Raw genomic sequence first — 14391 nt, 5'->3', positions numbered from 1 at the left:
GTTGTATTTTTGAGCCATGAAACACTACGATTATATTTTTACCGGCGCAGGACTTTCGGCTTTAATGACGGTTTACAAAATGGTTCAATCCGGATCGTTTGCAGATAAAAGTATTTTGTTACTGGATGAAAACTCCAAGAAAACAAATGACAGAACCTGGTGTTTCTGGAAAACAACCGATTCACTTTGGGAGCCATCTATTTCAAAAAAATGGGATTCGGCTTTGTTTGCCAATGCAGCTTTTCGTAGGGATTTAGACTTGCAACCGTATCACTACAATATGGTGAAAGGACTTGATTTTTACAACCAAGTTTTTGATTTGCTTTCGAAACAAGCAAACATCACTTTCTTGAATCAGAAAGTCTTGACTATTGAAGAATCCGAAACTATAATTTTGGTACAAACGGAAAGCGAATCTTTTTCGTGCTCGAAATTATTCAATAGTATTTACCACAAACAAAAAGCGGAAAACCAAACTAAATATCCCGTTTTACAACAACATTTTATAGGTTGGTTTATCAAAAGTGAGCAGGCTGTTTTCAATAATGAGCAAGCCACGTTCATGGATTTTTCGGTAGCACAAAAAGGAAATACCCGTTTCATGTACGTGCTTCCCACTTCAAAAAACGAAGCTTTACTGGAATACACTTTGTTTTCGCACCAACATTTAAAAAAAGAAGAATACGAAAACGAAATCCAACAATACATCGAAAAGCTGGGGATTACGAACTACGAAATCGTTGAAAAAGAACAAGGCAGCATCCCGATGACGTGTTATCCTTTTTGGAAAGCCAATACTAAAAACGTGATCAACATTGGTACTTCTGGCGGTTGGACCAAGGCGAGTACGGGTTATACTTTCAAAAATTCAGATAAAAAATCAAGTGAATTAGTAGCCTTTTTACAAAGAGAAACCGACTTTACTAAATTTCATAAAAAAACCAAATTCTGGTTTTATGATTTGCTGTTGTTAGACATTTTAGATAGAAACAACGAATTGGGTTCTCACATTTTTTCTTCGATGTTCAAAAAAGGAAATCCAGCCGTTATCTTTAAATTTTTGGACGAAGAAACCACTTTAATTGAAGATATTCAGGTTATTTTAAAATGTCCGAAAATGTTGTTTATCAAAGCCATTTTTCATGTGGCCGCCAAAGCCCTAAAATAACAATCAAACTATAACAAAACTTTATAATTGAAGTTCTGTTCTTGAATGTAAACTTTGTAACTTTGCAGGACTTAATTACTAATGATTTAAAATAAAAGATATGTATCCAGAAGAAATGGTAAAACCAATGCAAGCAGAACTTACTGCAGCAGGTTTTCAAGATTTACATAGTGCAGAAGCAGTAGAAAACGCATTAAAAGCAGAAGGAACAACGCTAGTAGTTGTAAACTCGGTTTGTGGATGTGCTGCACGTAATGCACGCCCAGGAGCAAAAATGAGTTTAGAAGGTGGTAAAAAACCAGATCAATTAATTACTGTTTTTGCAGGAGTTGATAAAGATGCAGTTGATGCTGCAAGACAACACATGTTCCCTTTTCCTCCATCATCGCCAAGTATGGCTTTGTTCAAAAACGGAGAATTAGTACACATGTTAGAGCGTCACCACATTGAAGGTCGCCCAGCAGAACTAATTGCTGAAAACTTGAAAGACGCTTTCAACGAGTATTGCTAATACCAGTCAAAGTATAGAATTTAAAACCACGTTTCGGCGTGGTTTTTTTATTTGGAGCGGTTTAATTCGTTGATTTTCTTGACTAGTGTCAGGTATTTTAGTTCAATTTTTTTGACAAAATAGAAAACGACTTAGCAGAAAAATAAGTAATTTTAGACACATTACGAATAATTAAAAATAAATTAAGCAATGATATCTGAAGAAACGGCAAATGAGTCTCTAAAAAAAATTGAAAATCTTGATCTAATATTAAATAAATTATCTGTTCACTACTCAGAAGTTAAAAAAATTGCAATTTCAAGAGAAGACATTTTTGATGCAATATACCTTTCATTAAAAGATAAATTTGAATGGGAATACCCTCTTGATTTTTGGGATTTAGAAATTAAATATGAAGAAGCAAAGAATGTAATATCTAACTTTGATTTTACAACTGTCCTTTTTAAAATAGCTACAGATGAGCATATAATACCAAAGGACTTTTTGACTCAGTATAAAGTCAAGATTAAATCAAAAGGTTTAATCTGGCTAATCCATAAAAATGATGCAGATCCTTTCCCTTCATCTCCTCATGCACATGAATATAATAGCGGTATAAAGTTGGATTTTAAAAATGGTAATTGTTACCGAAAGAAAGAGCTTATTTTTACGATAAAAAAGAAAGACTTACTCGAAATACGAAAACAAGCTAGTAAAAATTTTGACTTGCCTGATCTAGAGTATTAGACAAACTCTTCTAAATAAATTATTTCAAAAGAGATTGTTTTCAAAAGTCAGCCAACAAAAATAACTATTTTATTCTACTAAACTTGTCACTCTGACGAAGGAAGAGTCTCCACAAGTTGCTCAAAATACAAAGATTGCTCCGCCATTTCGCTAACGCTCGGGTCTTCGTTCCTCAGAATGACAAATAACCGTACAATATCGATTTAACCACAACAAATTAGCCCAGATTGAAGCGGCATCCTCTTGTTGTAGCGATAGCGAAAACAAGAGATATAGCGTAAAGCTGGATTAGCTCCCAAAAAATGAAACCATTAAGACTTTAAGGAAAATTGAGAATCTATTTATTGATTGCGAACCTTAGTCCCTTCAAAACTTTGCGCCTTTGGCACTTTTTAACTACTTTTGCAAAAAATATATTTCTCACTTAAACTGTTTATAGCATGCAACTGTACAACACCTTAAGCGCAGAGGAAAGAGCCATCATGATTGATGATGCCGGAAAACAAAGACTCACTTTGTCGTTCTATGCTTATGCGCAAATTCAAGATCCAACTCAATTTCGAAACGATTTATTCCGCGCTTGGGATCCTTTAGTAGTTCTAGGCCGAATTTATGTCGCCAAAGAAGGTATCAATGCACAATTATCATTGCCTGCCGATAATTTTTATGCTTTCAAGGACACGCTTGAAGCATACGATTTCATGAAAGGGATGCGCTTGAATATTGCGGTGGAGCATGACGATCACTCGTTTTTGAAACTAACGATTAAGGTGCGTGACAAAATTGTAGCTGATGGCTTGAACGATGAAACTTTTGATGTAACCAACATAGGCGTACACCTAAAAGCGAAGGAGTTCAACGAAATTCTTGATGATCCCAACACAATTGTAGTCGATTTTAGAAACCACTACGAGAGTGAAATTGGCTACTTTAAAGGCGCCATCACTCCTGATGTAGATACGTTTAGAGAATCGTTGCCAATTATTAATGAGCAATTAAAAGACTTTAAGGAAGATAAAAACTTGGTGATGTATTGCACTGGCGGAATTCGTTGCGAAAAAGCATCGGCTTACTTTAAACACCAAGGCTTCAAGAATGTTTTTCAGCTGGAAGGTGGTATTATCAACTACGCCAAGCAAATAAAGGAAGAAAATCTAGAGAGCAAATTTATAGGTAAAAACTTTGTTTTTGACCACCGCTTGGGCGAACGCATTACAGATGATATTGTTTCGCAATGCCATCAATGTGGTACGCCTTGTGATGTGCATACCAATTGTGAAAATGAGGGTTGTCATTTGCTTTTTATTCAGTGTGATTCTTGCAAAGAAAAAATGTACGGTTGCTGTTCTGCTGAATGCGCTACGATTATTCACTTGCCCGAAGAGGAGCAAAAAGCCATTCGTCGCGGTATTAAAAATGGAAATAAGATTTTCAAAAAAGGAAAATCTGACAAGCTCCTTTTCAAAAATAATGCAGATCCTTTGGCAGCTATTCCCGACTTGAGTGAATTGGCAAAAATAAAGCCGATTGCAAAAAAAGCAGTAAAAATCAAGAAAGAATATCTCGGTAAAGGCGCTCATTTTTTCCCGAAGTCAAATGTTGGACAATTTTTCATTGAAGAAAATGAGTTGAAAATTGGCGATACCGTATTGATAAAAGGGAGTACTACTGGAGAACAAATTCTAAAAATCGAGAAAATGATGGTCAATGACACCGCACAACAAAAAGCCGTTGCTGGCGATACGTGCACGTTTCAACTCCCATTCCGAATTCGATTGTCTGATAAATTATACCGCGTTTTAGAGTAAACCTCGAACGCTACATGGACTATTACCAACCCATTACAATTTAAATTGTAATGGGTTTTTTAGTATAAATTTATGAATTATTGCTCTAAATTGGCGTTGTTCCATAAAATTAAAAAATACTATCTTTACACATTAAACGTTTTAAGAACTTAAGTTGTGCTCGTCACAACACTACATATAAGATTATGGCATGTACAAGTTGTTCAACTTCTGATGGTGGCGCACCTAAGGGTTGTAAAAATAATGGGACTTGCGGCACCGATAGCTGCAATAAATTAACGGTTTTTGATTGGCTTTCGAATATGAGTTTGCCTAATGGCGACGCCCCTTTTGACTGTGTTGAAGTACGTTTTAAAAACGGACGAAAAGAATTTTACCGCAATACTGAAAAATTAACTTTAAGCATGGGAGATATTGTTGCCACGGTAGCTTCTCCTGGACATGATATCGGTATTGTAACACTAACAGGTGAGTTGGTTCGCATTCAAATGAAGAAAAAAGGAGCGAATCCTAGCAGCAACGAAATTCCGAAAATTTATAGAAAAGCATCACAAAAAGACATTGATATTTGGTCTGCAGCTCGCGACCGCGAAGAGCCTATGAAAGTTCGCGCACGTGAACTTGCCATTGCTCAAAAACTGGAAATGAAAATTTCGGATATTGAATTTCAAGGAGATGGATCAAAAGCTACTTTTTACTATACCGCAAACGATCGAATTGATTTTAGAGCATTAATCAAAGATTTCGCAAAAGAATTCAGCACGCGTATTGAAATGAAACAAGTAGGTTTCCGTCAAGAAGCAGCTCGTTTGGGCGGAATTGGTTCTTGCGGAAGAGAATTGTGTTGCTCGACTTGGTTGACTGATTTTAGAAGTGTAAATACCTCAGCTGCACGTTACCAACAACTGTCCTTGAACCCACAAAAACTAGCAGGACAATGCGGTAAACTGAAGTGTTGCTTGAATTATGAGTTAGACACTTACATGGATGCTTTAAAGCATTTTCCTGATTTTGACACGAAACTAGTTACTGAAAAGGGAGATGCCATTTGCCAAAAACAGGACATCTTTAAAGGGCTTATGTGGTTTGCCTATACCAATAATTTTGCTAATTGGCATGTACTAAAAATTGATCAAGTAAAAGAAATCATTGCCGAAAACAAGTTAAAAAACAAAGTTTCCTGCTTAGAAGATTATGCTATTGAAGTTATTGTTGAGCCTGAGAAAAACTTTAACAATGCTATGGGTCAAGAAAGTTTAACGCGATTTGACCAACCTAAACCAAGGAAGAAAAATAATAAAAAACGCAAACCTACTGGCGAAAACGCCATTGTAGCAAATGCAAATAAACCTGCTGTAGCCAATAAAATAACAAACAATAAACCAGCAAACACAGCAAAACCTGCTAATAAAATAACCAATAACAAACCCGCAAATACGGCAAGACCTAACAATAACCGTCCTGCTCCTGCTGATAAAAAACCAGCAGAACCCCGCAAACCAATAATTATTACAAAAAATGTGGATAAGAAATAGCACCATACTCTTTTTGCTTACAGTACTCTTTGTTTCTTGTGACAAAAAAAGAAGTTTTGATGAGTACCACTCAGTAGGCAATGCATGGCATAAAGACAGTACCGTTACCTTTAACTTACCTATACTTGACTCTACGCAACGCTACAACTTGTTTGTAAACTTAAGGGCAAATAACAATTATCAATTTAATAATTTGTTTTTGATTGTTGCCATGGAATTGCCTAATGGATTTACCAAAGTTGATACACTAGAATACCAAATGGCTGATGTTGATGGAACACTTTTAGGAGATGGGTTTTCGGATATTAAGGAAAGTAAACTTTTTTATAAAGAGAATGTGAGGTTACGTTCAAAATACAAAGTACACATTAAACAAGCCGTACGAGAAAACGGAAAAGTTCCTGGTGTAACAGTCCTTAACGGAATTACCGAAGTAGGATTTAGAATTGAAAAAAAAGAATAAATTAGTATTATGGCTATCAAAAAAAACAACAACCCAACAAGAAACGATGATAAAAGCATCGCGTATTATCAAAAGAAATTTTGGAAAATATTCTTTATAGGTTTAGGGAGCATAGGCTTATTTTTCCTCTTTGCTTCTTGGGGATTATTTGGCTCTATGCCTTCCTTTGAAGACTTAGAAAATCCAGATTCTAACCTAGCTACCGAAGTTATTTCGGCTGATGGTGTGGTTATTGGTAAGTATTTCGAAAAAAACAGGTCTCAATTAAAATACTCTGATTTACCAAAAAACCTGGTTCAAGCCCTAGTAGCTACAGAAGATGCTCGTTTTTACGAACATTCTGGAATTGATGGTAGAGGAACCTTGAGAGCTATTTCAAGTTTTGGAACCAGCGGAGGAGCGAGTACGTTGACGCAGCAGTTAGCCAAACAACTTTTTCATGGAGAAGGTTCAAAATTCTTACCTTTTCGAATTGTACAGAAAATAAAAGAATGGATTATTGCTATTCGTTTAGAAAGACAATACACAAAAAATGAAATCATTGCCATGTACTGTAATGTGTATGATTTTGGAAACAATTCTGTTGGAGTAAGTTCTGCCGCCAAAACGTATTTTTCTAAGGAACCAAAGGATTTAACCATTAGTGAATCAGCAATATTAGTGGGAATGTTTAAAAACTCTGGTTTGTACAATCCTATCAGAAATCCAGAAGGTGTGACAAACCGCAGAAATGTAGTGCTTTTGCAAATGGAAAAAGCCAATATCATCTCTACATCAGAAAAAGAAAGATTGCAAAGCTTACCTATAAAATTAAACTTCAAACTCGAAACACACAAAGACGGAACTGCTACCTATTTTAGAGAGTACTTGCGTGATTACATGAAGAAATGGGTTGAAGAAAATAAAAAACCAGACGGTACTGATTACGACATTTACAAAGACGGTCTTAAGATTTATACCACTATTGATAGCAGAATGCAGTTGCATGCCGAAGAAGCTGTAAAAGCGCACATGGCCAACTTGCAAGAGGAATTTTTTATTCAATCAAAAGATAATAAAAACGCACCATTTGTAAACATTTCAACTGTAGAAACGCAGCGTATTATCAACCAAGCTATGAAATCTTCTAGCCGCTGGTCTATCATGAAATCATTGGATAAAACCGACGAAGAAATCATAAAGTCTTTTAGCGAAAAAACTAAAATGAAAATCTTTACCTGGAAGGGCGAACGCGATACCATCATGACGCCGCTTGACTCTATCCGTTATTACAAACACTTTTTGCAAGCTGGGTTAATGGCCATGGAGCCACAAACCGGAAACATCAAAGCTTGGGTAGGCGGTATCAATTACAAATATTTCCAGTACGATCACGTAGGTCAAGGAGCTAGACAAGTAGGATCTACTTTCAAACCTTTTGTATACGCAACCGCAATTGAACAATTGAATATGTCGCCATGTGACTCTATTGTTGATGGCCCGTTTATGATTCGTAAAGGGCGTCACCACGTAACCGAAGATTGGGAACCTAAAAACTCTGACAACAAATACCGCGGAATGGTAACCTTAAAAAGAGGTTTGGCAAACTCGATCAATACCGTATCTGCAAAACTTATCGATAAAGTAGGACCAGAAGCCGTTATTGATTTAACACACAAATTAGGTGTAAAATCAGAGATTGTAACACAACCATCCATTGCACTTGGTGCCGTAGAAATAACCGTTCAAGACATGGTAGCTGCGTACAGTACCTTTGCTAATCAAGGTGTGTATAGAAAACCTCAATTTATAACTAAAATAGAAGATAAAAGTGGTGTAGTAATTTACGAGCCCATTCCAGAATCACACGACGTATTGAACAAAGACATTGCATACGCTGTGGTGAAATTACTAGAAGGAGTAACTGAAGGTGGTTCAGGGGACCGTTTGCGTACCACTGGTGGCGGTAATGGAGACAACCGTTGGACAGGTTATCCTTATTCTTTTAGAAACCCAATTGCAGGAAAAACAGGAACTACACAAAACCAATCTGATGGTTGGTTTATGGGAATGGTACCAAATCTAGTAACCGGAGTTTGGGTAGGTTGTGAAGACCGTTCTGCACGTTTCAAGAGCATTACGTACGGTCAAGGAGCTACGGCTGCTTTACCGGTTTGGGGATATTTCATGAAACTGTGTTATGAAGATCCAGCGTTAAAAGTATCCAAAGAACCATTTGAAAGACCAGCCAACTTATCTATAAAAGTAGATTGTTACGTACCGAAAAAAGTAGTAGATACAACTGCTGTAGAGCAAGATACAGAAGAATTTGAATTGTAAAATTTTCATTTGGAGCTAATCCAGCTATACGTTACAATCTTTTTAAAAGCGATGAAAAATCGCTTTTAAAAAGGATTTTCACTGCTATCTGGGCTAGGGTATTCGTACTTAAAACTCAATTCATCAATAGATTAAAATTCGATAAATAGACCTTATTTTTATGATTAACAAAAAAGTAAATACCGTTCAAGATGCACTTCAAGGCATTGAAAATGGCATGACTATCATGCTAGGCGGTTTTGGATTATGTGGAATTCCAGAAAATAGTATTGCAGAATTGGTTCAAAAAAACGTAACCGATTTAACCTGTATTTCAAACAATGCCGGTGTAGATGATTTTGGACTTGGACTGCTTTTGCAAAAGCGCCAAATCAAAAAAATGATCTCATCGTATGTGGGTGAAAATGCCGAGTTTGAACGTCAAATGCTTTCAGGAGAATTAGACGTAGAATTGACACCTCAAGGAACACTAGCCGAAAAATGCCGTGCTGCACAAGCGGGAATTCCTGCATTTTTTACACCAGCAGGTTACGGAACTGAAGTAGCTGAAGGAAAAGAAGTTCGCGAATTTAATGGCAAAATGCACATCATGGAACTGGCTTACAAAGCTGATTTTGCTATTGTAAAAGCATGGAAAGGTGATGAAGCAGGTAATTTAATTTTTAAAGGAACTGCTCGAAACTTTAACTCTAGCATGGCTGGAGCTGCAAAAATTACTATTGCCGAAGTAGAAGAACTTTTGCCTGTAGGCGCATTAGACCCGAACGAAATTCACATTCCTGGAATTATGGTACAACGTATTTTTCAAGGAGAAACGTTTGAGAAAAGAATTGAACAACGAACTGTGAGACAAAAATAGTATTCAGTTTGCAAAGAATTATATGGACTTCATTTTTATGATTTAAGAATGCTCAAATTATAAAAACTTATTTGACTACAAGTTTCAAAAATAAAATTATGGCTTTAACTAAAGAAGATATAGCAAAAAGAATTGCCAAAGAAGTACAAGACGGTTATTATGTTAACCTAGGAATTGGAATTCCTACCTTGGTGGCTAATTATGTTCGCACGGATATTTCGGTTGAATTTCAAAGTGAAAATGGCGTATTAGGCATGGGACCATTCCCTTTTGCTGGAGAAGAAGATGCCGACATCATCAACGCAGGAAAACAAACCATTACAACCTTGCCTGGAGCATCGTTTTTTGACTCAGCATTGAGTTTTGGGATGATCCGCTCTCAAAAAGTAGATTTAACCATTCTAGGCGCTATGGAAGTTGCAGAAAATGGTGATATCGCCAACTGGAAAATCCCAGGAAAAATGGTAAAAGGAATGGGTGGCGCAATGGATTTAGTGGCTTCTGCCGAAAATATCATTGTAGCCATGATGCACGTAAACAAAGCAGGCGAATCAAAAATCCTTAAAAAATGCTCTTTGCCATTAACGGGTGTAGGCTGCGTTAAAAAGGTAGTAACAGAGCTTGCGGTACTAGAGGTTACTCCAGCAGGTTTTAAGCTTTTAGAGCGTGCGCCAGGCGTTACTGTGGAACACATCATCGCTTCCACCGAAGCAACACTAATCATTGATGGTAAAATTCCAGAAATGGCAATAGATTAGTAGTAATTAACGAAAATATTTTACAACAAAATGCATCTCTAATCAGGATGCATTTTTTTTGTTTTCAATCGAATACTTCACTTTATTAAACTGGAAAACCGAAACACAAAAGAATTAGCCTGACAAACGTGAGTTTTCTTAAAATTCGCACCAACTGAAAATAAAGCAGTAAAAAAAACTCAAAATACAAGCGAAGCTATTGCAGCAACCCTTTATTCCGGGAAACAATCCATCAGAACTACATTAAGCGGAGCTATCTACATATTAAGGGAGGCTTCACACGGATGCGAAATAATGACTTACAACATGAAAAAAGGAACAAATTATTCTAGTACTATCAACTTTGTAGATACAGAAAATAATTGGACTGCTGCAGAATTCAAAAATGTTAACAAAGAAAATGGAGCATTAGACATACATTGAGGAGCAGGAAAAAGCGCTAAAAAAAACCACAGACACACAAATAATAAATATTTGAATAAACGAGCAGCCCATTAGGACATTTTTTTGGAATAGGTATTGAAATAAAAGATAGAAGTTGATTATTTTAGACGTAAATCAGAAGGTAGTTTGTCATGCTTTTTTTTGAAAGCAGCGCTAAATTTACTGGGACTGTCATACCCTACTTCTAGCGCAATTTGTTTGATTTGCATACTCGAATTTTCAAGTAGTTGCAAGGCTAGCTCCATTTTTTTATCTATATTATACTGCAGAATCGAAATTCCGTAAACCGACTTGAAGTCTGTTTTTAATTTTGAATTCGAGATACGGAGCTTCTCCGCCAACGCATCTATACCAATAAAAGGTTTGGATAAATTTGTACTAATCAACAATTCACATTTTGCTATTTTTTTATAATCAACAATTCCATTTTCTTGGTAATCATCTGCTCGATTATCTGCAAAAACATTATTAAAAAAAGAAGTTAATAAGCTCAAGGATTGTGCTTTCAAAATTGTTTTATTTAAAACATTCGAATTAAACGTTTTAAACGTATCTAAAATTTCTTGAGACAATTCTACAGCATTAGGCACAATATCTTGATAAGACACAAAACCTTTATCTGAATCTAAAAACTTTTTAAAAGGAAGGTCGCTATTCAATTGATCTAGCGGAATATGATCTTGAATCCAACTTGGACTTACATAATAGATATAAAACAGGCATTTAGATCCCTTGTAAAAACAAGCACCTACATCAACCCCTGGTTTTTTAAAAGCCCAAAATTTATTTTGGAAAGGCATTTTATTAATAAAGACATTATTCAATTGCACTTCGCTATTAAAAACTGAAAATGTTATTGAATAATGCTCACTAGGAATATCCGGAGCATAGACTGATTTGATTACGCTATCGTGCTTAAATTCTATATCGGTTATCGTTAGCCATAAACCTTCATCAATTTTCCGATAACGCATTGAACCCTTTATAAAAAGATTATTCCGTACTACTAATTGCTCCTGTCCAATATGTTTGCTACCGGGGCTTTTTATAGTAGACTCTATGAATAATTCGGGCGTGTTTGCCACAAATGGGAATTCGAAAAAACCGTCCTGATAGAACTTAAAATTAGGCTTAATAAATTGGAACCACTTTTTTAAATTCATACCATATAACAATTGAAAAACTTTTTTTTATTATTCTTATCCTCCTTTTGTACGGGATAAAATTAAAGTAGCGTACGAAAATAACTTTTTTTTTGTGAATATTGCAACTCCATTTTTACATTTTTTTTAAAAAATAACTATTAAAACTAAATATAAGATACAGATTGATAGAACTTTCGTCTTAGTGTGATACATACTTTTGTTTATTTACTAAATAAAAATACAATTGATTGCTAAACTATAAGCCTCTAGATTAAAAGAATGAAGATGCAAAAAAGGTAATCATGATCTGCTTTACCTTAGAAATAGCAAGAGCGAAGCGCCATAACCAAGTAATAATTTGACAAAAAAAACGCAAATCCACAGATGATTGCATCTGCGAATTTGCGCTAGAATATTTTTTTTTCTACGAAAACCTATTGAGTACTTGTATTTAAATGTTATAAATTTTCAAAGAAATCATTTCCTTTGTCATCTGTAATAATAAAAGCAGGGAAGTTTTTCACTGTAATTTTACGAACCGCTTCCATACCTAATTCTTCAAAGTCAACTACTTCTACTTTTAAGATGTTGTCTTGAGCCAAAATAGCCGCTGGACCACCTATAGAACCTAGGTAGAAACCACCGTAAGTTTTACATGCATCCATTACTTGTTTGGTTCTATTTCCTTTGGCAAGCATAATCATACTTCCGCCCGCTTTTTGAAATTCCTCGACATAGACATCCATTCTACCAGCCGTGGTTGGACCAAAACTTCCCGATGGCATTCCGTCTGGAGTTTTTGCTGGACCAGCATAATACACGGGATGATTTTTAAAATACTCCGGCATAGGTTTACCTGCATCCAAAAGTTCTTTGATTTTAGCATGTGCAATATCACGCGCTACAATCAAAGTTCCGTTCAGTTTTAAACGCGTCTTAATAGGATATTGAGACAATTTTTTAAGAATATCAGCCATAGGTTGGTTCAAGTCTATTTCAACAGCAGGCTCTAAATGTGGTGGAGTTGCCGGCAATAAACGCCCTGGATTCACCTCAAGCTGCTCTACAAAAATACCGTCTTTGGTAATTTTTCCTTTTATATTTCTATCAGCAGAACACGAAACTCCTAATCCTACTGGACAAGAAGCAGCATGACGTGGCAAACGAATCACACGTACATCATGCGTAAAATATTTCCCTCCAAACTGTGCTCCGATAGCGCTTTCTTGACAAATGAGTTGTACTCTTTTTTCCCATTCTAAATCGCGGAATGCTTGACCAGCCATGTTTCCTGTAGTTGGCAAGTGATCAAAATATCCAGCAGAAGCTTTTTTCACTGCTGCTAAATTGGCCTCAGCAGAAGTACCACCAATAACAAATGCCAAGTGATATGGCGGACAAGCAGAAGTTCCTAAATCCATAATTTTTGCACGTACAAAAGCGTCCATTGACTTTTCGTTCAAAAGCGATTTTGTTTGTTGGTACAAATACGTTTTATTAGCTGAACCTCCACCTTTGGCTAAAAACAAGAACTCATACGTAGCTCCTTTTTTGGAGTAAATATCAATTTGTGCTGGAAGATTAGAACCAGAATTCTTTTCTTCGAACATACTGATTGGCACAATTTGAGAATAGCGCAGGTTTTTCTCTTGGTAGGTGTTGAAAATCCCTTTTGAAAGCCACTCGGCGTCATCTACACCTGTGTATACATTTTCTCCCTTTTTAGCCATTACAATCGCTGTTCCGGTGTCTTGACAAGATGGCAATTGTCCATCAATAGCTACCGCAGCATTTTGCAATAAATTATACGCCACAAAGCGGTCGTTATCGGTTGCTTCTGGATCATCCAAAATAGCTCGTAATTTTTCTAAATGTGACGTACGAAGCATAAAAGAAACGTCTTTCATGGCCTCTTGCGATAGTAATTCCAAACCTTTTGGATCAACGGTTAAGATTTCTCTGTCGCCTAATTGCTCTACTTTTACGTAATCGGATGTGATTTTTCGATACTGTGTATCATCTTTTAAAATTGGATAGGGATCCTGGTATATAAAGTCCATTATTTTATTGTTTTTTTTAGAATCCAAATATAAGAATTGTACCAGAAACTACTATTAATTTATATCATCTTATGACTTAGAATAATTATAAATAGAAGGATTTTTATGTATTGTAACTATTTAAGTTGCTATTCGAATTGTGAAAAAAGTACTTATTTACATTAAATTAGAAACAAGATATTAATGTTTTATAAGGAAATCCATTAAAAAGAGTATTCTTTGAAAACATTATTTCAACAATTGAAAGTGATTTAAAAGTAAATAAATTCAAAAAAATGAATATGTTTCGACACGCTACTTGCGATAATTACAATTGCTTTCAGTTACAATATGTAACTTCTAGCAGAATATTTAAAATATAAAACTGTAGTATTTTTTTGTAATCAATAATTAAAAAATACACATACTACAGTATTATTAACAATAAAAAGCATTTATTTTACATTTTTTTAACATAAAATATACATCGTATTGTTTTTTTGTTAATTTCGTCTCCAGTTTAAATCATTTTTTTAAACAACTAACTAAAACCCAAAATCAATGAAAACAAAATTACTAGGTAAAATTGTGCTCTTTGCATCCGTTTCCTTATTAA

At 35.5% G+C, this 14391-nt stretch carries 12 protein-coding genes; 10 read left to right on the top strand and 2 right to left on the bottom strand.

Annotation, left to right across the window (positions count from 1 at the left end; genetic code table 11):
• The first annotated feature begins 16 nt into the window (after positions 1 to 16).
• The 10 genes from DNC80_RS05080 to DNC80_RS05035 all read left to right on the top strand — a co-directional run bounded on the left by DNC80_RS05080 (position 17) and on the right by DNC80_RS05035 (position 10570).
• The gene (locus tag DNC80_RS05080; protein WP_182649776.1) at positions 17 to 1168 is read left to right on the top strand and encodes a lycopene cyclase family protein; all 1152 of its coding nucleotides are present in this window, start codon (positions 17 to 19) and stop codon (positions 1166 to 1168) included.
• A gap of 100 nt (positions 1169 to 1268) precedes the next feature.
• Positions 1269 to 1679 (top strand): BrxA/BrxB family bacilliredoxin, encoded by a 411-nt coding sequence (locus tag DNC80_RS05075; protein ID WP_086452817.1) that lies wholly within the window; start codon positions 1269 to 1271, stop codon positions 1677 to 1679.
• Positions 1680 to 1868: 189 nt separating this feature from the next.
• Positions 1869 to 2405 (top strand): hypothetical protein, encoded by a 537-nt coding sequence (locus tag DNC80_RS05070; RefSeq protein ID WP_182649775.1) that lies wholly within the window; start codon positions 1869 to 1871, stop codon positions 2403 to 2405.
• A 440-nt stretch (positions 2406 to 2845) separates the two neighbouring features.
• Entirely contained in the window at positions 2846 to 4213 is a 1368-nt protein-coding gene (locus DNC80_RS05065) for a rhodanese-related sulfurtransferase (RefSeq protein WP_182649772.1), read from the top strand.
• 185 nt (positions 4214 to 4398) lie between these two features.
• Positions 4399 to 5748 (top strand): regulatory iron-sulfur-containing complex subunit RicT, encoded by a 1350-nt coding sequence (locus DNC80_RS05060; RefSeq protein WP_182649770.1) that lies wholly within the window; start codon positions 4399 to 4401, stop codon positions 5746 to 5748.
• A complete protein-coding gene (locus tag DNC80_RS05055; RefSeq protein ID WP_182649768.1) occupies positions 5732 to 6211 on the top strand; it encodes a gliding motility lipoprotein GldH in 480 nt (159 codons plus the stop codon). Before DNC80_RS05060 ends, DNC80_RS05055 begins: the two co-directional genes overlap by 17 nt.
• 9 nt (positions 6212 to 6220) lie before the next feature.
• Positions 6221 to 8530: a penicillin-binding protein 1A gene (locus DNC80_RS05050; protein WP_182649766.1), complete on the top strand. Its 2310-nt coding sequence runs from the start codon at positions 6221 to 6223 to the stop codon at positions 8528 to 8530.
• A 160-nt stretch (positions 8531 to 8690) separates the two neighbouring features.
• Positions 8691 to 9389, top strand: a complete 699-nt coding sequence (locus DNC80_RS05045) for a CoA transferase subunit A (protein WP_144893505.1) — start codon at positions 8691 to 8693, stop codon at positions 9387 to 9389.
• A gap of 98 nt (positions 9390 to 9487) precedes the next feature.
• Positions 9488 to 10147 carry a 3-oxoacid CoA-transferase subunit B gene (locus DNC80_RS05040; protein WP_182649764.1) on the top strand — a complete coding sequence of 220 codons (660 nt, stop codon included), beginning with the start codon at positions 9488 to 9490 and terminating at the stop codon, positions 10145 to 10147.
• 198 nt (positions 10148 to 10345) lie between these two features.
• A complete protein-coding gene (locus DNC80_RS05035) occupies positions 10346 to 10570 on the top strand; it encodes a hypothetical protein (protein WP_182649799.1) in 225 nt (74 codons plus the stop codon).
• Positions 10571 to 10689: 119 nt separating this feature from the next.
• Here the strand turns inward: DNC80_RS05035 and DNC80_RS05030 are convergent, their stop codons facing one another.
• Both DNC80_RS05030 and DNC80_RS05025 read right to left on the bottom strand, forming a co-directional pair.
• Positions 10690 to 11754 (bottom strand): helix-turn-helix transcriptional regulator, encoded by a 1065-nt coding sequence (locus tag DNC80_RS05030; protein ID WP_182649762.1) that lies wholly within the window; start codon positions 11752 to 11754, stop codon positions 10690 to 10692.
• 440 nt (positions 11755 to 12194) lie between these two features.
• Positions 12195 to 13796, bottom strand: coding sequence for a fumarate hydratase (locus DNC80_RS05025; protein WP_182649760.1), 1602 nt, complete (start codon positions 13794 to 13796; stop codon positions 12195 to 12197).
• Positions 13797 to 14391: the final 595 nt, after the last annotated feature.

It is taken from the genome of Flavobacterium sp. SOK18b, assembly GCF_014156605.1.
GTDB lineage: Bacteria > Bacteroidota > Bacteroidia > Flavobacteriales > Flavobacteriaceae > Flavobacterium > Flavobacterium tiangeerense.
The sequence above is the reverse complement of the archived record's forward strand: the minus strand, read 5'-3'. Positions and strand labels throughout refer to the sequence as shown.

Bases quoted from the DNA above. Each gene is read 5' to 3' on its own strand.
- DNC80_RS05075 (WP_086452817.1), top strand. From the start codon at position 1,269: ATGTATCCAGAAGAAATGGTAAAACCAATGCAAGCAGAACTTACTGCA.
- DNC80_RS05025 (WP_182649760.1), bottom strand. From the start codon at position 13,796: ATGGACTTTATATACCAGGATCCCTATCCAATTTTAAAAGATGATACA.
- DNC80_RS05080 (WP_182649776.1), top strand. From the start codon at position 17: ATGAAACACTACGATTATATTTTTACCGGCGCAGGACTTTCGGCTTTA.
- DNC80_RS05065 (WP_182649772.1), top strand. From the start codon at position 2,846: ATGCAACTGTACAACACCTTAAGCGCAGAGGAAAGAGCCATCATGATT.
- DNC80_RS05030 (WP_182649762.1), bottom strand. From the start codon at position 11,754: ATGAATTTAAAAAAGTGGTTCCAATTTATTAAGCCTAATTTTAAGTTC.
- DNC80_RS05070 (WP_182649775.1), top strand. From the start codon at position 1,869: ATGATATCTGAAGAAACGGCAAATGAGTCTCTAAAAAAAATTGAAAAT.
- DNC80_RS05050 (WP_182649766.1), top strand. From the start codon at position 6,221: ATGGCTATCAAAAAAAACAACAACCCAACAAGAAACGATGATAAAAGC.
- DNC80_RS05055 (WP_182649768.1), top strand. From the start codon at position 5,732: ATGTGGATAAGAAATAGCACCATACTCTTTTTGCTTACAGTACTCTTT.
- DNC80_RS05060 (WP_182649770.1), top strand. From the start codon at position 4,399: ATGGCATGTACAAGTTGTTCAACTTCTGATGGTGGCGCACCTAAGGGT.
- DNC80_RS05045 (WP_144893505.1), top strand. From the start codon at position 8,691: ATGATTAACAAAAAAGTAAATACCGTTCAAGATGCACTTCAAGGCATT.
- DNC80_RS05040 (WP_182649764.1), top strand. From the start codon at position 9,488: ATGGCTTTAACTAAAGAAGATATAGCAAAAAGAATTGCCAAAGAAGTA.